Raw genomic sequence first — 20797 nt, 5'->3', positions numbered from 1 at the left:
ATTTGAATACAAATGAACATTAGCAATTAAACGATTTTTTTTAAAAACTCTTATAAGTTTTTAAAAAATTTTAATTTGCGCCCTGCTAAAATTAATTGTGTACCCCCATTTACCTATGGAGAACAAAAGTATATTAATTTACAGAAGATACAGCGTTATTAAAAATGGAACCACAAAAGATTAATAAGGGTGATAGAAACAAAATTTACTTCCTGGTCATCGTTATTGCTGCTTTAATTGGCACAAATGCTTACTTGTTTTTTAAAGACCGACAACAAAGCGAAAGATTTGTTACCGTTAGTGCAGAGAAGGATAAACTACGGCTGGAGGTAGAAAAAATCGAGGTTGAGCTGGATAAGGTTAATGCATTGAACCTGGATTTAAACGAGAAACTTGTTGAAGAACAGAAGCTTGCGCGGGTAAAAATTGAAGAACTTAAAACTGCTTTAGAAAAAAACCAGATTACCCAGGGCGAACTCGACAAAGCCAATGCACAAATTAATGACCTGAAAACATTTGTAAAAAATTACAATGATCAGATTATTCAGCTGCAAAAAGACAATATTTTTCTAAAAAATAGTCGCGATAGTTTACAAAACTCACTAAGAAACATCAGTAATAAGGCATCGAACCTGGAGAACGAAAACTCTAATTTAAATGCGAAAGTGAAAACAGCCGCCGCATTAAAGCTTCAATCGGCCGAAATTATTGCTTTCAGAACAAAATCTAACGGCAAAAAAGTAGAAGTGAGCAAATCATCTACGGCCGAAAAGTTAAGTGTGCGTTTTAACGTTGTGCCGAACCAGTTAGCTGAAAAAGGACATCATAACATTTACCTTCGGGTATTTGATCCGGCAGGAAACCTGCTAGCAGACGAAGGGAACCATTTCGAAGCAGATGGACAGGATATGCAATTCAGTCATTCTATTTTTATTGACTACAATAACGATGACAGCACCTATGTTATCGACTGGACAAACCCTAAACCATTTATAAAAGGCATATATACCGTAATTTTATATGCTGATGGTAATACCATGGGCAAGGCGCAAGTGGAGCTGAGATAACCCCTGTCCGATTAACCAATCTACCTTATTTTTCATTTAAACTAAAGGAAAGTTCAGATAGAACGTTGTTCCTAACCCGCTTATTGAGGTAAATTTAACTGAACCGCCAGCATTTTCTACAGCCTGCTTAACAAAGGCTAAACCTAAACCAGTGCCCGATGTTTTTGTAGTAAAGTTCGGTACAAATATTTTATCCTGCAGGGTTGGCGGTATGCCTTTTCCATTATCCTTTATTTCTATATATGCATTTTTCGCATCTACATATACAATAATGGTAATGCAGCATAAAGTTTCCTCATCTATAGCTTCTATCGCGTTTTTAAGCAGGTTATTAAACGTTCTTAAAAGCTGATCGTGGTCTGCCATGATTTCGATATCCTTCTCGCTCTTGTTTAACACATCAATGGTAACGTTTTCGGTGCTTTTAAATACCTCTCTTGCCTGCTCAATAATCGGAAGTAAAGAAAGTCGCTCCAGGTTGGTATCGGGCATTTTGGCAAAATTCGAAAATTCAGAAGCAATTTTCGAAAGGCTATCAATCTGTTCTATAAATGATTTGCTAAACTTATTAAACTTCAGTTCGAAATTAGGATCTTTCTCTTTCCACGATTTCTCCAACAACTGAACACCTAGCTTTAAAGGCGTTAGTGGATTCTTAATTTCGTGAGCAACCTGTTTGGCCATTTCACGCCAGGCACTCTCCCGTTCCGATCTGGCCAGTTTAATTGCACTATCTTCTAAGGCCGCAATCATATGATTATATTCCTTAATTAAAGAGCCGATCTCATCATGTCTACGCCATACAATAGGCTCATTCTTTTGCCCTATTTTAGTTTTACTAATACTATCCTGAATAAAAGTTAAGGGATTGGTAATTTGATTGGCCAAAAATACAGCCAATACCCCAATGGCCACAAATACCAGTGCATAAAGATTAATCAGGTTACTTACAAAAAGCGCCAGTTTATCGGTATATTCTTCTTCGGTAGAGTAATTGGGCAAACCAATATAGGCAATTGTTTTATTTTGAGCGTTCCTAATTGGGGCATATGCAGCAGCATAGGTTAAATTACCAATTTTCTCCTCTGGGTTGATAAATTCTGATCGGTGTAAACCACTTAGAGAAAAGAAGGCTGTTGGCCCCATTTTCTTGCCAATAATTTTATAATTATAAAGCTTAGGATAGGTCGTCATGATCAGGTTGCCATCCAAGTCATATAAATTCAAATCAGCATTATTGATATCGGCAAAATTGTTAAAATCTGCTGCTGCATTCTCATCGTTTGCAATAATGCCATTACTGAAAATCTGCTTTTCAAAGTTCTGCTGAACCTTTCTTATTTTATCTTTTAATATAGTATCCTGCTGCTCACGGTACTCATGGTTCATGTAATAGTAGGTTCCCCAGCCCACAATAACCAAGGTTGCTACAACGGCCAATACAATAGAAACCTGGATTCTGGTTTTATACAAAATCTTATTGGCATTGATCATTAAAGACCTGTTGATACTGAACCAGCCCACCTTATCATCATCAAGGTTTTTGATTAACCATATTAACCCATAAAGCACTAAGGAGAAGATGATAAACACCAGAAAAAAGAAAGACAGCGCTGCCAAACGTTCTACATAATCTACCTTTGCTTTACTTATCACCACCATTTTACTTGCAGAAGGCTTATAAACCAAATGGCTGTAATGCAAACTATCATCGCTAAGGGTAACAAAATCATCTTTCCTACCTTTAAATATGCTTCCATCTAAAGGATATGTATAATTTCCAGATTGATTAAGCAATTTATTATTGCTGTACAAAGCAATGGAATAACCCTTAAAATCTTCATCTTTGATTAATTTTTGATCACCTAAGAGGTCGGGTAGCCGGTTGTTATAATTATAAGGTTTCGATCGGAGTTCGATAACAAGTGTACCCAATAAACTGCCTTTATTTACCACTGAGATGATCCCAAAGTAATCTTGATAACCAAATGTATTGTTCACCTGATAAAAAAAATTAGATCCATCAATTTTAACAGAGCCAGCTTCAACCAGGTTTTTATACTTATCAATCGGTGGCGTATCAGCATTTTCTATTGCAGCCCCCAATTTATCATAAGGATAGATCTGATAATCGTATCGGTTTAAATAGCCATCCAAATAATCTTTAATATGATTTTTGAGCACCGCATAGCCACCCTTTCGGTTTTGACTAAAATAGTTTGCCAGAAAATTATCTTTAACAATCTCATCGCCCAAAGTACCTAAAGCAATAATGGCATTCGGATCTTCAGCTGATTGCACTTTTCTGGCCAAAGGCTCGCGCAAACTTCTTTCTTTAATATCTTTATACTTGGTATACTTAATAGACGTGTTAAAAGCCAGACAAAAAAATACGATGGCAAACATGCCGATTGAAAAGTTTTTTTCTTTTAAATAAACAGCCCTTGCCACGATAAATAATACAAGCGCAAAAACAATAAAAAATGCATTAAAATCTACCACCAACTTGTAGATAAAAACACCTGCAAAGCCAATTAAAAAAATAATGACCCGCTCTTTATTGCTTACATTTAATTGACTGCTTACTGTTGCCGAGACGGCTGTTATCAGGTAAATCTGAAACCAGGCCAAACATAAAATTACAATACCTACCCAACTGGTTCCGCTAAGCTTGAGGATATTAACGATATCGAAATTAATTTTTGAGTTAAAAATCAATCCGAAGAAAATATCATCGGTATCCCAAACAATCCGGCCAATTAACACCATTAAGCCTGCCTGAATAACCATTCCAATTATTTTACTCCGCTTAATCCACCCCGGAAACTTATATTGTTCCTTATGGTTGTACATAAACAAGAGTAACCAGGTTAGTGCAATTACATTTAACAGAAAATCGCCTAACGAAGGCATCAGGAAATTATCTGCATATATCCTCGGATCAAATAGATCTAAGGTAAACCTGTGGTTAAACCAACCGTAATATAAATCTGTTAACCTAAAGGCTAAAAAGAAAAACAATAGCAAAAAAGTACCCCAGGCAATATGTCCACGCCTGGCAATAAACGAACTTAACGAATTAAAAAACATGCAGATGCATAACATGCCTGCAACAAACAGCCACAATTGTGTGCCCGAATAATGGGTTTCTGCGTACCCGGGTTTTACTTTAAGGCCAAATAAAAACTTATTATCCAAACTTTTTATTACATACACGTCCTTATCGGTAAAAGATGCAAACGTTAATGTTTTGGTGGTTGATAAAATTGGATCGATATCATTTTTAAAATACTTTGTTTCTTTAAAAGGGTATTGAGATTGAATGGTGATTAAGAAAATAAAACTGAAATTACCCTGAGTACTTTTAATCACCTCGTACCAGCCATTATAAAAAAACAATACCGAACTACCCTCTTTTATTGTAGTGGGATCTATTTCGCCAACTTTATAGGTGCTCCAAAACTTAAGCTGGTTGTTTTGATAGGTTAATAGATTTATGCCGTTGTTTTTACGATAGGCATTGATAAAATTTATCGCATTCTGTGGATTGAGGTGAAACTGTTTTGCCTTGGCAACCTGCTGTTTATCGGCCAAAAAGCTTTTTACCGCCTTTTCTTTGATCAAAAGATTCTGTTGAATCTCTTGTGCATCGTGCTCCAGAAGCTCACTTTTGGTTGTAAATCTGCTTAACGAAATAGAAGTTGCAATGAGGCAGCAGCCCAAAACAAGCAATAGAAATCTTATTTTTACACCAAAGCTCATTTTCATCTACGGATAAAGATATTAAATATTGATAAAAAACAACGCCATAAACATTGAGTTTATGGCGTTGGCACTAATATTCTATTTGAATAAAATTAAGCTATCGCAGCACTACTGGTTTGTACTTCGCGACTTACTTTTTTAACCAATCCCTGCAACACATTACCCGGACCAACTTCTACAAATTCTGTTGCACCATCGGCAAGCATGTTACCCACTGTCTGTGTCCAACGTACAGCACCTGTTAATTGTTTAATTAAATTAGATTTTATTTCTGCCGGATCTGTATATGGCTTAGCATCAACATTTTGATAAACAGGGCAAATTGGTGATGCAATATTGGTAGCTTCAATGGCAGCCTGTAATTCGATTTTCGCTGGTTCCATTAAAGGCGAGTGGAATGCACCGCCTACATTTAATTTTAAAGCTCTTTTAGCTCCCGCTTCTGTTAGTTTAGCACAAGCCAGATCAATCCCTTCTATGCTGCCCGAAATTACCAATTGCCCGGGGCAGTTGTAATTTGCAGGAACGACTACGGCATCAATTTCAGCACAGATTTTTTCAACCACATCATCAGCTAAACCTAAAATAGCTGCCATGGTTGATGGCTGTGCCTCGCATGCTTTTTGCATGGCATTTGCACGGGCAATAACCAGTTTTAACCCATCTTCAAAGCTTAATGCATTTGCAGCCACTAAAGCCGAAAATTCGCCCAAGGAATGGCCTGCAACCATATCTGGTTTAAAATCATCGCCTAACACTTTGGCTAAAATAACCGAATGCAAAAAGATTGCTGGTTGGGTTACATTGGTTTGTTTAAGCTCCTCATCTGTTCCGTTAAACATAATATCGCTAATACGGAAACCGATAATTTCATTGGCCTGTTCAAATAAAGCTGCAGCTTTGGGGTGCTCATAAAGATCTTTACCCATACCTACAAACTGTGCTCCCTGTCCGGGAAAAATATATGCTTTCATTATAATTAGTTTGGCGTATCGCGTTTGGCGGCCAGCGTTGAATGCCAAGTGCCTAACTTGATATGCATTTAAGTTCTATGGTTAGCATAGTGTCAAGCGTTTTTCTAAAAGCCTAACCTATACCTTTTTATATTTGGTGTACCATCCAAATCTTGATACTTGATACTCTCTAATTAAGGTTAATCTAAACTTGCAGTAATTAACCTTAAAAACTCAGCCCTCGTTTTATCGTTACTTAAAAAAGTTCCTGTAAAGGCTGATGTTGTGGTTACCGAGTTTTGTTTTTGCACACCACGCATAGACATACATAAGTGCCTGCATTCCATTACCACCGCAACCCCCATCGGACTAAGGGTATTTTGGATACAATCCCTAATTTCGTTCGTTAAACGTTCCTGTACTTGTAAACGGCGGGCAAAGGCATCAACTACACGTGGAATTTTACTTAGACCAACAATGTGCCCGTTAGGAATATAAGCGATATGTGCTTTACCGAAGAAAGGCAGCATATGGTGTTCGCACATCGAATACACTTCAATATCCTTAACCACAACCATTTGGCTATAATCCTCTTCAAACATGGCGCCCCTCAGAATTTCATCAGGTTTTAAATCGTAACCATGTGTTAAATATTGTAATGCTTTAGCCACGCGCTCAGGTGTTTTTAATAAGCCTTCGCGCTCGGGGTTTTCACCCAACTGGCCAAGAATATCTTTATAATGTGTAGCTACAGCTTCAATTTTATCTTCGTTGTAACGGTCTATTTTCACATAACCGTCTCTCGATTCGCCTTTCAATACGTCTTTATCGCTCATTAATTTAGGTTTTTAACCAAAGTATTCAACAAAATTATTTTCGGTTTCGTATATTTTTACGCAATGTAAAACTGCACCGCTCTCTGCAATCGGAGCCCAAAGTTGCTTCCAGATTTCGATGGCCAGATTTTCAGTTGAAGCCAACTTGCCTTTCATAAAATCTACATCAAGATTTAGATTTTTATGATCAACCTTATCTACCACATAATCATTCATTACGTCTTTCAGCCATTTCAAATCAACCAGAAAACCTGTTTCCGGATTCACTTCGCCTTTAACGGTAACATATAACCAATAGTTATGGCCATGCCAGTTGGGGTTGGCACATTTACCATAAACTTCATTGTTTTTATCATCATCCCAATCGGTACGGGCCAATTTATGCGCCGCATTAAATGATGCTTTTCTCGTGATGTAAATCATTATTATAAAATAAAATGCAAATATACAGATAAAGGTTCAAGCTTAAAGACTAAAGACCAAAGCTTACATAAAACCTAAATTTTAACGAAAACAATCTGCTAACTTTACTTTATGAAAACTTTAATTGTTGCTGCCACAAAAGCCGAACTTTCCTTCTTTTACCAGCATTTTAATTTACCAGATGGAGATTTTGTTGAAAGTAAAAATTTCGATTTGCTAATTACCGGAGTTGGAATGGTAGCAACAGCCTTTGCCCTTGGCAAACATCTTTCATCTAAATATAGTCTTGTGGTAAATTTCGGCATCGCCGGAAGCTTCGCCCGGGATATAGCTTTAGGTACAGTGTTAAATATTACTGAAGATACTTTTGCTGAACTGGGCGCTGAAAATGGAGATGAATTTTTAACCATAAGTGATTTAGGCTTTGGTGAGAACCATTACACTTCGAAAACACAAAAAAGCGTTAACCTACCCATTGCAAAAGGCATAACCGTAAATTGTGTAACGGGGAGCGAAAAAAGTATCAAAAATTTAGTGAGGAGGTTAAATCCAACTACCGAAAGTATGGAAGGCGCCGCTGTTTTTTATGCATGTAAACAGTTAAATATAGCTAGTTTACAGATCAGAAGTATATCTAATTATGTAGAACCAAGAAATAAAGACAATTGGAAAATTGGTTTGGCCATTAAAAACTTAAACGATTGGGCCATTGCTTTTGTTGGAGAAATGAACTGATTATGACCGATTAGTTTATCGCAGTACTTAATTTTGATTTATGAACCCGACACAATTAAAATAATTATTTTAATTGTCAAAGGCTCCATCTAACAACTGAAAACAAAAAAATAAATAGATGAAACTTACACTTGGATTTTCTCCCTGCCCTAACGATACATTTATTTTCGATGCACTAATTCACCATAAAATTGATACGGAAGGGTTAGAATTTGAGGTTTCTTATGATGATGTAGAAACCTTAAACCAAAAGGCACTTCGGGGCGAATTAGACATTACCAAATTAAGCTTTCATGCATTTGCTTATGTAGCCAACCAATATGCTTTATTAGATGCCGGTAGTGCCCTGGGCTTTGGCGTTGGCCCGTTATTAATTAGCAAAAATCATTTTGAAGGTTCAGCAGACCCTCAACTCCACAGCCCCAACGCGAAACTCAAAATTGGGATACCAGGAAAGTATACTACTGCAAATTTCTTGTTGGGAATTGCTTATCCCCAATTACAAAACAAACAAGAACTTATTTTTTCGGAAATTGAATCGGCTTTACTTAATGAGCAGATCGATTTAGGCCTGATTATTCACGAAAACAGGTTTACCTATCAGGATAAGGGCTTAACTAAAATAGTTGATTTAGGCGATTATTGGGAAAAACTAACGGGTTGTGCCATTCCATTAGGCGGAATCGTAATTAACCGTAATTTAGAACACGATCTTCAATTAAAGGTGAACCGCTTAGTCCGCCAATCGGTAGAGTTTGCTTTTGCACATCCAAAATCGGGAATCGATTTTATCCGCCAGCACGCCCAGGCTATGGAAGAAAGTGTGATGTACAAACACATCGAATTATATGTAAATAAATATAGCATAAACCTTGGCGAAGAAGGCCGTAAAGCGGTTGATACCCTATTTAAACTTGCCCAGGAGCGGAATATCATTCCTGCTATTCAGGAGAATTTGTATATCTAATTCATCGATCCGTCTCGACCGTAGCGGAGAGATCCATAAAAGATTTCTCCATTCCGCTGCACTCCAGTCGAAATGACGATAAATCGGCATCATGATGACCCTGAAATAAGTTCAGAAGGACGATTGGTCTAGTTAATTTAACTTACCAAAAGCTTATAGCCTTTTCCGTGCACGTTAATAATTTCTACTGTCGGGTCGGCCCTTAGGTATTTACGTAACTTACTTAAAAACACATCCATACTTCTTCCATTAAAGTAATTATCATCATGCCAGATACTTAACAGAGCCTCTTCACGGGTTAAAACGGTATTTTTTTTCAAACACAATAAACGCAACAGCTCGGCTTCTTTGGTAGATAGTTTTTGCTGATTATCATTATCGGTAATAATCTGCGTAGTATAATCGAAATGATATTGACCGATGGAAAACTGTGTTTCGGCAGCCTCATCATTCTGATCTGTTTTATTGGCTATGCGTTTAAACATCGCGTTAATACGCAGTAGTAACTCTTCTATACGGAAAGGTTTGGTAATATAATCATCGCCACCTAAATCATAGGCAGCAGATTTATCTTCTAACATGGTTTTAGCCGTTGCAAAAATAATAGGTACCTGTGTATTTACCTTTCTAATATCTTTACCCAAGGTAAAACCATCTTTTTTAGGCATCATCACATCTAAAATGCATAAATCGAAGTTCTGCTTATTAAATGCTCTCAATCCATCCTCACCATCGGTGCATAACACTACATCAAACTTGCCTTTTAACTGCAAATAGTCTTGCAACAGTAAACCTAAATTTGGGTCGTCTTCTACCAGAAGTATTTTTTTCATTGGTATATAGTTTGTTTTTTATCGGTAATGAAGCTATCAGATTTTTCACCAATGCAGATGTTTTAACGGTGTTCAAGAAGGCTTGAGCCGTTTATTCATCCCGCTGTGTGATTTGAAAAATCATGATGGTTTCATTTTCTTATTTTTATTCACATACGTGGCATTAGCCACATTGAAAGTTTGATCCTGAATATGCATAACGGTTTAATTTATGTTGCAGATTAAATGAATACTCTACTTTATTAGCCAAATTAAACCCGTTTTATTTTAATGTATCAATAGGGCAAGCTTTTGTAACGATGTTTAACTATTTATAAAGGTAAAGATATTTCGAACGTTGTTCCTCTATCTTTTTCGCTACTTACCTTAACCGTTCCGTTCAATTTCTTAATAATATCCTGAACATAATTTAAACCTAGGCCAAAACCTTTAACATCGTGCAAATTACCTGTTGGCACCCTATAAAACTGATCGAAAATCCGTTTAGACTGTTCCTTGGTCATCCCAATGCCTTTATCTGCTATTTCGATAATTAAATTCTTGCCGGCATTGCGGGTAGTAATGGTAATCTCTGGCGTATCACTACTGTATTTATTGGCATTATCAATCAGGTTATAAATTACATTAGACAGATGGAGTTCATCGCCATATACAACGGCATTTTCTGCATCGGTATGTACATTAACAATAGCATTCCTTTTCTGTAACTGCAATTCCATGCTATCCAGCACAATCACAATCAAATCGTTCACATCTACTTCGTTATTCTCCATTTTAAGCTCGCCTTTTTCTAAACGGGCTATACTTAAAACACGCTCGATATGACTACCCAGGCGAACATTTTCATCATAAATAATCCCTGCCAAGCGTTTTAACCTGGCTTTATCTTCTGTAACCTCCGGATCTTTCAAAGCCTCACTGGCAATCATTATGGTAGCCACAGGGGTTTTAAATTCGTGCGTCATGTTATTAATGAAATCTGTTTTCATTTCCGACAGTTTTTTCTGCTTCAAAATAGCATACAAGGTATAAGAGAAAATAAAAACAAGTACCAGTAACAAGCCAATTGATGAGGCAAGCGTAACACTTAGATTAGATATAATAGCCGAATTTTTATTCGGAAAACTGACTAATAGCATCCCGGGATCGCGAAAGATATCGTTTCCAAACAAAGGTGTTTTATAGGTATTTTCGGGCAAAAACTCTCCTTTAACGTTAGAAGCCATCATAAAAATGGTCGAATCTTTTCTGGCCAACGAAATGCGGTAAGAAGGCGCTAATGAAATATTATTAGCAAGGAGCTCTTGCTTTAATAAACGATCTAAAGAACTAAAATTAATACGTTTATAAATTGGCACATTGGTTTCCTGCAGTTCTTTAGATACATCCTCAACCACACTCGATCGGGTGTACGAAAAAGTATCCTTACCCAGTGCTGCAATTTTAAGTTCTAATTTTTTCCGTTCAATCTCATCTTCACGCTTAAATTTTTTCTGTAAATCATTAGGAATTTTAGGAACATTTGCAAAACCAGGGCTACCATCCCGGGGATCAAAAACCAGATATCTTAATGTATCGGGCAAACTCTGCAGACTTTTAAATTCGAATGCTTTTGGCGGTGCGCTAAAAGGTTTTGTACGCATGCTATAGCCTTTTAAAATAAGGCTCTTAATATCAATAATCGCATCCATCTGCAAATCCAGCTTGTCACCGTTTTTCGAACTCAACGAAGTATATTCCCGTTCAGAAATCACATTTGGTGCCCGATAAGATACACGGATAATACTATCTTGTTGGTTCAGGTAACTTTCGATCTGGTTTTCCCGTTCGGCTTGCCGCAGCTCTGCCTCCTGTACGTACTGTTGGCGTAAATCCTTAATATCTAAGGCCCGTTGTCTGGAATCCTGTAACTGCTTTAACTTATTTTCAGCATCTTTCCGGTTTAGGTGATCAGCAACATTTCTCCGTTGTATTTTATTTACTACCGATGTTAGCGTTTGGTTTACCTGCTCATCAAAAAGTTGAGATTTTAGTTTATACGATTCCCTGATGTAATACAGCTGCATTACAAAAACACCAAGCAAAGCCACCGTCATTAAAACGGTAATTAACCAAAAACTCTTTTTCTTCATGAACTAGATTGGTTTTAAAGCTAAAAAAACCAGGGCATAATCTTCTTAAATCTAAACAGATATCAAAAATACTCATTAGCTAAGCGAAGTGTTTGTTTTTAACATATTTTAACAGCGCTGAACGTGGGAAAGGCATCCGAAGTTTGCTGTGTAATGCGCCAGATAAACTTCGGACGTCTGGCAAAAGGGCAAAAAAATGCCGGGGCTAAAGCCTCGGCATGGTTCAAAATTGTTTGCTTAAAAAAGATTCTTTATTTAGAAAGGCAAATCATCATCTTCACCTGGTGCATTGCTTACATCAACCGGAGCTGCATAAGCTGGCGTAGCGGCCGGAGCACCTGCTGCAACTGCATTTATACGCCAAATAACCAAACTGTTAAAATATGATGTTTTACCTGTTTTATCTGTCCAAGGGCGACCACGTAAATTAAAGAAAACCTCAACCTCATCGCCCGCTTTAAATGTATCTAATAATGCAGTTTTATCTTGTAAAGCCTCAAAACGGATATATTCTGGGTATGTTGGGTTTTCTGCGTATTCTACTATTAAATCACGTTTTTTAAACGTTTCACTTACTTGTTGTGTGGCACCTACTTCGTGTACTTTTCCTTTAATTTCCATATCTAATACTACTTAATGTACTATAAACATCAAATCTCTATAATTTTATTGATAACTTCGCATATATTATGATGCAAGTTTTCCACAATAAAAGCAAGGTAATTATTACCTGCAATAAGCGCCTTTCGCCTTATTTACAAGAAGAAGTTACGGCTTTAGGCTATACCATCGAGCGGTCTTTTGCTACAGGCGTTGAGCTTAATATTACCCTTACAGAGTGTATTAAGCTAAATTTGAACTTACGCTGTGCCAGTCAGATCCTATATGCCATAAAAAGTTTCAAAGCCATTACGCCTGATGATTTATACAACGAAATTGCAGCTATTGAGTGGGAAGAACTAATTGATTTTTCGGGTTATTTCTCTGTAACCTCAAATGTTGATAACCCAAATATTACCACCCCCCTTTTTGCTAACTTAAAAGTTAAGGATGCCATTGTAGACCGCATGAAAGAGAAAAAAGGCATCAGGCCTAACTCTGGATCAGACGCAAATAAAACGGTCGTGCATTTATACTGGAAAGATGCTGATGCAGATGTTTTTATGGATACTTCTGGCGAAACCCTTGCCAAACACGGTTACCGCAAAATCCCCGGAAAGGCACCCATGTTAGAAGCTTTGGCCGCAGGAGTTATTTTAGCCACCAAGTGGGATAAAAAATCGCCATTTATTAACCCCATGTGCGGTTCAGGAACTTTAGCTATCGAAGCAGCACTGATTGCCACTAACCGTGCTCCGGGGTTATACCGCATGAATTATGGTTTTATGCATATCTTAGGTTATAATGAAGAAGATTTTTTTGCTGAACGCCGAATTTTAAAAGACCAGGTAATTAAAAATATTGACCTTAAAATTGTAGCTTCAGATCTTTCGGAAGATGCAGTTGAAGTAACCCGTAGAAATGCTAAAACTGCAGGTGTGGATACTTTAATTGAATTTGAAGTCTGCGATTTTGAATTAACGCCAATTCCTGAAGATGGCAAAGGTGTGGTAGTTTTTAATCCGGAGTATGGCGAACGTTTAGGCGTGCACAGCAAGCTGGAACTGACCTATAAACGCATGGGGGATTTTATGAAAACGAAATGTAAGGGCTATTCGGGGTATATTTTCACAGGAAACCCTGATCTTGCAAAGAAAATTGGATTAAAGGCTACTAAAAAAATTGAATTTTATAATGGTAAATTAGATTGTCGTTTACTGGAATATGAATTATATGATGGTTCTCGCCGGGCGCCATTGATTGATGCTTAGTCTTTTTCATTGAAAATTAATATATTACACTCTCTTACGTACCATAACGTAAAAAATTTTGAAAAATATGGAATTTGATGACATGGATCATATGCCCGAATGGGAGCATTTTAGCCGATTTGGCCGAGATGATGAGGATGAAGAAAATCTATCAAGTGTTGATGCGGAAAAGGTTCGGCTGAAAGTGACCAGGGCCAAAAGCCTTTATAACCAGGCAAGAGCCGTTTACAAATACGCCGCCCTGTTCTGCGAAACACTGGAAGGAGAACTGGCAGAAATGACCGCTAACTTAATTATGCAGAATGCTTTGATGTTATGCCCTAAAATTGTAGGGGCAGAAGGTGCAGATATGTATATTTTAAGAATGGAAAATGCATCTATTATCCGAACCAACTGCCGTGAATTAGAAACGCAGGTAAGAGCAGCAGATATGTTCGAAATCTGCACCCCAGAATATAAGGACATTGTTTTAGACGAAATTGAAAAATTCCGTCTACTCTTTATCGAATGGGTTAAATATTTCGAAAAAGACGAATTTGAAGATGATTGGGGGCTATATTAACCCATAATAGTCAATTTTCTGCACTTTTTACCTCCCTTTTTTACTACACACTATTTATTTCTAATATATCCTCACGCTCCTATCCTCCCCCTTCTATTAAAGCACAACAAATCCCGCAAATAACTGATTATCAGCTAAAAACAAAACACTTAAACATTTAAGTTATTTTTTTGTTATAACATTCATTACTGCGTTTCGTGTAATTCTCAATAGTATTAAAATTATACTTTTAAAATCTGTTGGAGTGAAAGTTTCGTACATAATGAAGAACATTAAAAAAATTTATCCCTTTTTTATGGAAGATGTATTGGCTTTAAAGACAAAAAGTGTGGCCGGGAATATTAGAAAAATTAGAGAATACAGAGACTATACTCAGGATTATCTGGCAGCTAAATTAAAAATATCTCAAAATGCATACAGTAAAATTGAGCTTGGTTATAGTAAATTAACCATCGACCGCTTATTTCAAATTGCAGCAATTTTAGAGGTTGAAGTATCTCATTTATTAACCCTTAACCACAATGATTTAATTAAAATTATTGCTGATGACGAGAGAAAGGCAACGGCGGCGAGTTAATGCTCAAGCGCTGTTGATATCATTTCTTTTACCCTGCAAATAATTCCAATACCTTTGGAATAAATTTAGGACTATGCAGGCTACCATTCAAAAAACTATCGATTTTGTTAAGAAAACATTAGCTAATGCCGAAGCAGGGCACGATTGGTTCCATATTGAGCGTGTTTTTAAAACTGCTCAAACCATTAATCAACAAGAAAATGGCGATGAACTGGTGGTGGCTTTTGCCGCATTGTTGCATGATATTGCCGATCCTAAATTTAACAATGGTGATGAAGAGCTAGGGCCGAATATGGCTGCTTCATTTTTAGCATCGATTGCTGTTAATGCTGCAGTTATTACACATGTTAAACTGATTATCCAAAACATGTCGTTCAAAAATAGTTTTGACGGTGCGGGTTTTACCTCTAAAGAAATGCAAATTGTACAGGATGCAGATCGTTTAGATGCTATCGGAGCCATTGGTATTGCAAGGGCATTTACTTACGGTGGATTCAAAAACAGGGTACTTTACGATCCGGCTATTTTGCCAAAAGAGCATCTTAACAAAGAAAGTTATAAAAATACCACGGCGCCTACCATAAACCATTTTTACGAAAAACTCCTGTTGTTGAAAGACATGATGAACACTGAAGCGGGAAAAGCAATGGCGGCAGAACGGCACAACTTTATGCTACTGTACCTGGAACACTTTTATAAGGAGTGGGAAGGCAAATAACCTACAAAAAGACTATTAAAAAATACCTATTAATAAGTATTTTGGAACAATGCAATAGGACTTAAATTTGTAAAAATTAATCCTCATGCATCCCTACAAACTAAAATATCATAAAAATAGTGTTTTGTTAATCGCGATGGTTGGCATTCCTGTTTTATTCATCTCCTTAATGTTGTATTGTCTTTTTAGTTTACCCACCTCACTTTCCGAAACGTCTACTTTGATATTTGTTTCGCTATCAATTATTTTAATGGCGCTTCTTTTATTATGGATTACCAAAACACAGATTTTTGTACATAGTAAAATCTTAATCAGTGAAAAAGGTATAAGTTTTAAATTAAAGAGCACTTCTTTCTTATATCGGAGAACCGAGTTTTTTTCTGGATGGGAAAACATTACCAGTGTAACCGAAATGTTCGATAACCACAATGGGGGTTACTTTTATCAAATTGCATTTAAAAACCCGGATTTCGTGGCCAACTTTAGCCCACTTAAAAACCACGAAATAGAGGCCGACCGCTTCTTTTCTGAACTGAAATACTATCAGGATAGTTATAATATTGCACATCAACTGCCAATAAGCAGAAAACTCAACCCTTCGAACAGTTTTTAGTTTGCATTATTATTCCAAAATAGAATAGGTTAGGCGCATCTATTTACTAATATTTTTAGTTATTAAACTATCTTTGTTAGTAAATACATCCCTATGTTCGATCGAATCCGTGAAAAATTAAATATTCTTGCTGACGCCGCTAAATATGATGTTTCTTGTTCATCAAGCGGCGGCACGAGAAAAAATGCCAGTAAAGGCGTGGGCGACAGTCATGCATCGGGCATTTGCCATACCTACACCGAAGATGGCCGATGCGTTTCGCTTTTAAAAATTCTCCTAACTAATCATTGTATCTACGATTGTTTGTTCTGCGTTTCGCGCAAAAGTAACGACGTAAGACGTGCCGCCTTTACAGTAGATGAAGTGGTAGAACTGACCATGAATTTTTATCGCCGCAACTATATTGAAGGACTGTTCTTAAGCTCAGGGATTTTTAAAAATGCCGATTTTACCATGGAAAGACTGTTATTAGTTGTTAAAAAACTCCGTTTAGAGCAGAACTACAATGGCTATATCCATTTAAAAACCATTCCAGGCGCCAGCGACGAATTAATTAAGGAAGCTGGCTTATATGCGGACCGGATGAGTATTAATTTAGAAATGCCAACCGAAGCCGGCTTAAAGCTTTTGGCGCCCGAGAAAAATCACGAAGAGGTAATTAAACCTTTGGCTTTTGTACAACAGCAGATCAGCCAATTTACTGCCGATAAAAAAATGATCAAACATATACCAACTTTTGTACCTGCAGGCCAAAGTACACAGATGGTTATTGGCGCCACACCAGAAAGCGACAAAGATATTATGTACACTGCGGATACGTTTTACAAAAATTTTTCCCTAAAAAGAGTTTATTATTCCGGTTATGTACCCATTAGCAACGATACCAGAATGCCTATACTTGGTACACAACCACCATTGCTTAGAGAAAACAGACTGTACCAAACCGATTGGCTGATGCGGTTTTATGGCTTTAAAGTACAGGAAATTTTAAATGATGCCAACCCAAACCTTGATATTGATATCGACCCAAAATTAAGCTGGGCGATTAGAAATATGCAACATTTCCCTGTGGACATTAATACCGCTGATTATAAAATGATTTTACGCATACCGGGTATCGGTGTAATGTCGGCCCAGAAAATTGTACAGGCCAGGAAGTTCGGAAAACTCAGGATTGACCAGTTGAAAAAAATCGGCGTAGCTTATAACCGGGCTAAACACTTTATTGTTTACCTGGATAGCCCCTATCAGCTGAAAGATTATCAGGGCACACAGATTAAAGCTTTTATTTTGGCCGAAAGTCAAAGTAAATATTTAAAAACAGATAGCAACCAGATGATATTGTTTTAAAAACCCTATGATCGTCATTCCCAACTTGATTGGGAATCTCAAAGCTATGGCATTAAGATTCCCGCCTTCGCGGGAATGACGGGCTAAAAATAGATTCCATGACTTACATTTTCGATGGCTCCCTTCAAGGGCTTTTAACAGCTGTTTTTGAATGGTTTGAACGCAAGCCTGGCAAAGTAGTGCTCAAATCAACCGAAATATTCCAACCTGAAGCTTTTGCAGAAAGTGCTACGATTATTACTGATCCAATAAAGGCCGACCGCGTTTGGGCTGGGCTTCAAAAGAAACTGAAGAAAGAATGGCTCCGCAAGTTTTATTGCAGTTATTTATCAGAAATTCCAGAAGCTTACAACCATCTCCTTCAATTTGCGCTATATATTTTTCAAAATCAGTTGGGTGCCGAAAGTAACTATGGCAATGCGCATGTAATTGCCCTGGCCAAATACGCCAAAAGTGTAGAGCGAGAAAAACACAGAATGGAAGCATTTATCCGTTTTCAGAAAACCAGCGATGGGATCTTTTATGCCGGTATCGACCCCGATTTTAATGTGCTGCCTTTAATATCTAACCATTTTAAAAACAGATATGCAGATCAACAATGGGTGATTTATGATTTAAAACGTAAATACGGGCTGCACTATAATTTAAGCACTGTTGAAGAAATTACAATTAGCTTTACCAACGGAGTAAAAAAACAAAATCCGGCATCAATTTTAATGGATGATGGTGAAGCTTTATATGCCGCTCTTTGGAAAGATTATTTTAAAAGTGCAAATATTGTAGCCCGAAAAAATACTAAACTACATTTGCAGCATGTGCCCAAAAGGTATTGGAAATATTTAACGGAAAAAGCGATACTTTAAATTTTCAAGTCGTTGCCCTGAATTTATTTCAGGGTCTATCTTGCAGAAAAGATGCTGACCACGTAGTAGCTACAAGGCAATTGAAAATACTATTGCTACTTGTAAAATAAATTCAGCATGATGATCGCGCAGGGAAGGGCCAAGAATTAAACTATAAATCTGTCTCAAAATTTAAAAACTTACTGCCATGCTGACACCCACATTCTCGATTAGGGTAAAAAGATTGACAGTTTGGTGAAAATTTGTCCCTCAAAACCACTTGGCATAAAAAGTGTTAATTGTAAGCTTAGTTAAAAAAACTCAAATCAAAATAAAAAAATAATAAAAGTTATGGCGTTAAACCTTAAACCAATTGCTGGCAGTTCGAACAGAGTTATCGTTGAACCGGCTGCGGCAGAAGAAAAAACTGCATCAGGTTTGTATATCCCTGATACCGCAAAAGAAAAACCATCTAAAGGAACTGTAGTTTCTGTTTCTGAAGAAGATGCTGAAGGTAAAAAAGCGAGTGTAAAAGTTGGCGATGTTGTAATTTATGGTAAATACGGTGGTACCGAATTCCCTTACGAAGGTAAAGATTACTTAATTATGCGCGAAACTGATATTTACGCTGTTGTTGGGTAACAAGTAATGATTGAATGACTGAATTTCGAATGAGTAAATTCAGCATAAATCAAAGAAATAAATATTAAATGAGGGAAACTCAAACATACTCTCATACAATCATTCAAAATTTAAAAAATAATGTCAAAACAAGTAAAATATAACGTAGAAGCACGCGACGCCCTGAAAAGAGGTGTTGATATTCTTGCAAATGCAGTAAAAGTAACTTTAGGCCCAAAAGGCCGTAACGTAATTATCGATAAAAAATTCGGTTCGCCAGCAATCACTAAAGATGGTGTTACAGTTGCAAAAGAAATCGAATTGAAAGATGCAGTTGAGAACATGGGGGCTCAAATGGTTAAAGAAGTAGCTTCAAAAACAGCTGATATTGCTGGTGATGGTACTACTACTGCAACTGTATTGGCTCAGGCAATTATTACTACAGGTATTAAAAACGTTGCTGCTGGTGCAAACCCAATGGATTTAAAACGTGGTATTGATAAAGCGGTTGCTGCCGTTGTAGAAAACTTAAAAGCGCAATCACAAACTGTTGGCGAAGACAACAACAAAATTAAACAAGTTGCATCTATCTCAGCGAACAACGATGAAGTAATCGGTGCTTTGATTGCTGAGGCAATGGGTAAGGTTGGTAAAGATGGTGTAATTACTGTTGAAGAAGCTAAAGGTACTGAAACTGAAGTTAAAACCGTTGAAGGTATGCAATTTGACAGAGGTTATTTATCTCCATACTTTGTTACCAACGCAGATAAAATGGAAGCTGAATTAGATAATCCTTACATTTTAATCTACGACAAAAAAATCAGCAACATGAAAGAACTGTTGCCTGTTTTAGAAAAAACCGTTCAAACTGGTAAACCATTGGTGATCATTTCTGAAGATTTAGATGGTGAAGCTTTAGCTACTTTAGTGGTTAACAAAATCCGTGGTTCATTAAAAGTTGTTGCTGTTAAAGCACCAGGTTTTGGCGACAGAAGAAAAGCCATGTTAGAAGACATCGCGATTTTAACCGGCGGTACTGTTATCTCAGAAGAAAGAGGTTATAAATTAGAAAATGCTGATTTAACTTATTTAGGTTCTGCAGAAAAAGTGGTTGTTGACAAAGACAATACCACTGTAATTAACGGTGCTGGTAACACTGATGACATTAAAGCACGTGTTAACCAGATTAAAGCCCAGATCGAAACGACTACTTCTGACTACGATAAAGAAAAATTACAAGAGCGTTTGGCTAAATTAGCTGGCGGTGTTGCCGTTCTTTACGTAGGTGCAGCGAGTGAGGTTGAAATGAAAGAGAAAAAAGACCGTGTTGATGATGCTTTACATGCAACCCGTGCGGCTGTAGAAGAAGGCATTGTTGCTGGTGGTGGCGTTGCCTTCATCCGTGCAGTTGCTTCAATTGCAGATTTAAAAGGATCAAACGAGGATGAGAATACTGGTATTCAAATCATTCGTCGTGCTATTGAAGAACCATTACGCCAGATCTGCGAAAACGCAGGTATTGAAGGTTCTATCGTAGTACAAAAGGTAAAAGAAGGTACAGCTGATTACGGTTACAATGCCCGTACTGATGTTTACGAAAACTTAATTGGTGCCGGTGTTATCGACCCAACTAAAGTAAGCCGTGTGGCATTGGAAAATGCAGCTTCTATTGCAGCAATGTTATTAACTACTGAAGTTGTTTTAGCAGACGAGCCTGAAGAAGGCGGTGCTCCAATGCCTCCAATGGGCGGCGGCGGCATGGGTGGTATGATGTAATACCATTCTGTAACGAAACGATTTCGTGTAAAAATATTCCCTCAAGGCTTAATGCCCTGAGGGTTTTTTTATGCCCTATTGCTATCAAAAACGAAGCTTTATCAATCCTATAACCCATTCATTTAGTTGATGTTGATGTAAAGTTTTATAAGCGTA

General features: G+C 37.2%; 19 protein-coding genes. 12 read left to right on the top strand and 7 right to left on the bottom strand.

Annotated features, from left to right (window positions below; all coding sequences use genetic code 11):
- Positions 1 to 164 precede the first annotated feature (164 nt).
- Positions 165 to 1067, top strand: a complete 903-nt coding sequence (locus HDC90_RS09740) for a hypothetical protein (RefSeq protein WP_184465798.1) — start codon at positions 165 to 167, stop codon at positions 1065 to 1067.
- A 36-nt stretch (positions 1068 to 1103) separates the two neighbouring features.
- Here HDC90_RS09740 and HDC90_RS09735 read toward each other — a convergent pair whose 3' ends face one another.
- The 4 genes from HDC90_RS09735 to HDC90_RS09720 form a co-directional block, all read right to left on the bottom strand.
- The gene (locus HDC90_RS09735) at positions 1104 to 4835 is read right to left on the bottom strand and encodes a HAMP domain-containing sensor histidine kinase (protein ID WP_184465796.1); all 3732 of its coding nucleotides are present in this window, start codon (positions 4833 to 4835) and stop codon (positions 1104 to 1106) included.
- An 89-nt stretch (positions 4836 to 4924) separates the two neighbouring features.
- Positions 4925 to 5806, bottom strand: coding sequence for an ACP S-malonyltransferase (gene fabD, locus HDC90_RS09730; RefSeq protein WP_184465794.1), 882 nt, complete (start codon positions 5804 to 5806; stop codon positions 4925 to 4927).
- Positions 5807 to 5985: 179 nt separating this feature from the next.
- Positions 5986 to 6621: a GTP cyclohydrolase I FolE gene (gene folE / locus HDC90_RS09725; protein ID WP_184465792.1), complete on the bottom strand. Its 636-nt coding sequence runs from the start codon at positions 6619 to 6621 to the stop codon at positions 5986 to 5988.
- A gap of 12 nt (positions 6622 to 6633) precedes the next feature.
- A complete protein-coding gene (locus tag HDC90_RS09720; RefSeq protein WP_029274209.1) occupies positions 6634 to 7044 on the bottom strand; it encodes a 6-carboxytetrahydropterin synthase in 411 nt (136 codons plus the stop codon).
- Between the two features lie 111 nt (positions 7045 to 7155).
- Between HDC90_RS09720 and mqnB the strand changes: the two genes are divergently transcribed.
- On the top strand, positions 7156 to 7779 hold the full coding sequence (mqnB, locus tag HDC90_RS09715) for a futalosine hydrolase (RefSeq protein ID WP_184465790.1): 624 nt from the start codon (positions 7156 to 7158) through the stop codon (positions 7777 to 7779).
- A gap of 118 nt (positions 7780 to 7897) precedes the next feature.
- Positions 7898 to 8746, top strand: coding sequence for a menaquinone biosynthesis family protein (locus HDC90_RS09710; protein ID WP_184465788.1), 849 nt, complete (start codon positions 7898 to 7900; stop codon positions 8744 to 8746).
- 137 nt (positions 8747 to 8883) lie between these two features.
- Here HDC90_RS09710 and HDC90_RS09705 read toward each other — a convergent pair whose 3' ends face one another.
- The 3 genes from HDC90_RS09705 to HDC90_RS09695 all read right to left on the bottom strand — a co-directional run bounded on the left by HDC90_RS09705 (position 8884) and on the right by HDC90_RS09695 (position 12332).
- Entirely contained in the window at positions 8884 to 9579 is a 696-nt protein-coding gene (locus HDC90_RS09705) for a response regulator transcription factor (protein ID WP_184465786.1), read from the bottom strand.
- Positions 9580 to 9890: 311 nt separating this feature from the next.
- Complete coding sequence (locus tag HDC90_RS09700) at positions 9891 to 11711, bottom strand: sensor histidine kinase KdpD (protein ID WP_184465785.1); 1821 nt, start codon at positions 11709 to 11711, stop codon at positions 9891 to 9893.
- Positions 11712 to 11966: 255 nt separating this feature from the next.
- Positions 11967 to 12332 carry a DUF3127 domain-containing protein gene (locus tag HDC90_RS09695; RefSeq protein WP_090501562.1) on the bottom strand — a complete coding sequence of 122 codons (366 nt, stop codon included), beginning with the start codon at positions 12330 to 12332 and terminating at the stop codon, positions 11967 to 11969.
- Between the two features lie 71 nt (positions 12333 to 12403).
- Between HDC90_RS09695 and HDC90_RS09690 the strand changes: the two genes are divergently transcribed.
- The 9 genes from HDC90_RS09690 (at position 12404) to groL (ending at position 20641) form a co-directional block, all read left to right on the top strand.
- Positions 12404 to 13582: a class I SAM-dependent RNA methyltransferase gene (locus HDC90_RS09690; RefSeq protein WP_184465856.1), complete on the top strand. Its 1179-nt coding sequence runs from the start codon at positions 12404 to 12406 to the stop codon at positions 13580 to 13582.
- A 67-nt stretch (positions 13583 to 13649) separates the two neighbouring features.
- The gene (locus tag HDC90_RS09685; RefSeq protein WP_184465783.1) at positions 13650 to 14144 is read left to right on the top strand and encodes a hypothetical protein; all 495 of its coding nucleotides are present in this window, start codon (positions 13650 to 13652) and stop codon (positions 14142 to 14144) included.
- Between the two features lie 295 nt (positions 14145 to 14439).
- Complete coding sequence (locus HDC90_RS09680) at positions 14440 to 14721, top strand: helix-turn-helix domain-containing protein (RefSeq protein WP_167296018.1); 282 nt, start codon at positions 14440 to 14442, stop codon at positions 14719 to 14721.
- A 73-nt stretch (positions 14722 to 14794) separates the two neighbouring features.
- Positions 14795 to 15439, top strand: coding sequence for an HD domain-containing protein (locus HDC90_RS09675; protein WP_184465781.1), 645 nt, complete (start codon positions 14795 to 14797; stop codon positions 15437 to 15439).
- 85 nt (positions 15440 to 15524) lie between these two features.
- Positions 15525 to 16052 (top strand): hypothetical protein, encoded by a 528-nt coding sequence (locus tag HDC90_RS09670; protein WP_184465779.1) that lies wholly within the window; start codon positions 15525 to 15527, stop codon positions 16050 to 16052.
- Between the two features lie 93 nt (positions 16053 to 16145).
- Positions 16146 to 17402: a putative DNA modification/repair radical SAM protein gene (locus tag HDC90_RS09665; RefSeq protein ID WP_184465777.1), complete on the top strand. Its 1257-nt coding sequence runs from the start codon at positions 16146 to 16148 to the stop codon at positions 17400 to 17402.
- 98 nt (positions 17403 to 17500) lie between these two features.
- Entirely contained in the window at positions 17501 to 18265 is a 765-nt protein-coding gene (locus HDC90_RS09660; RefSeq protein ID WP_184465775.1) for a TIGR03915 family putative DNA repair protein, read from the top strand.
- 330 nt (positions 18266 to 18595) lie between these two features.
- Positions 18596 to 18886 (top strand): co-chaperone GroES, encoded by a 291-nt coding sequence (gene groES, locus HDC90_RS09655; protein WP_010599229.1) that lies wholly within the window; start codon positions 18596 to 18598, stop codon positions 18884 to 18886.
- A 117-nt stretch (positions 18887 to 19003) separates the two neighbouring features.
- Positions 19004 to 20641, top strand: coding sequence for a chaperonin GroEL (gene groL / locus HDC90_RS09650; RefSeq protein ID WP_370576596.1), 1638 nt, complete (start codon positions 19004 to 19006; stop codon positions 20639 to 20641).
- The last annotated feature ends 156 nt before the right edge of the window (positions 20642 to 20797 follow it).

The sequence above is a fragment of the Pedobacter sp. AK013 genome, from assembly GCF_014205835.1.
Classification (GTDB): Bacteria; Bacteroidota; Bacteroidia; order Sphingobacteriales; family Sphingobacteriaceae; genus Pedobacter.
This window is presented reverse-complemented; position numbering and strand designations above follow the sequence as displayed.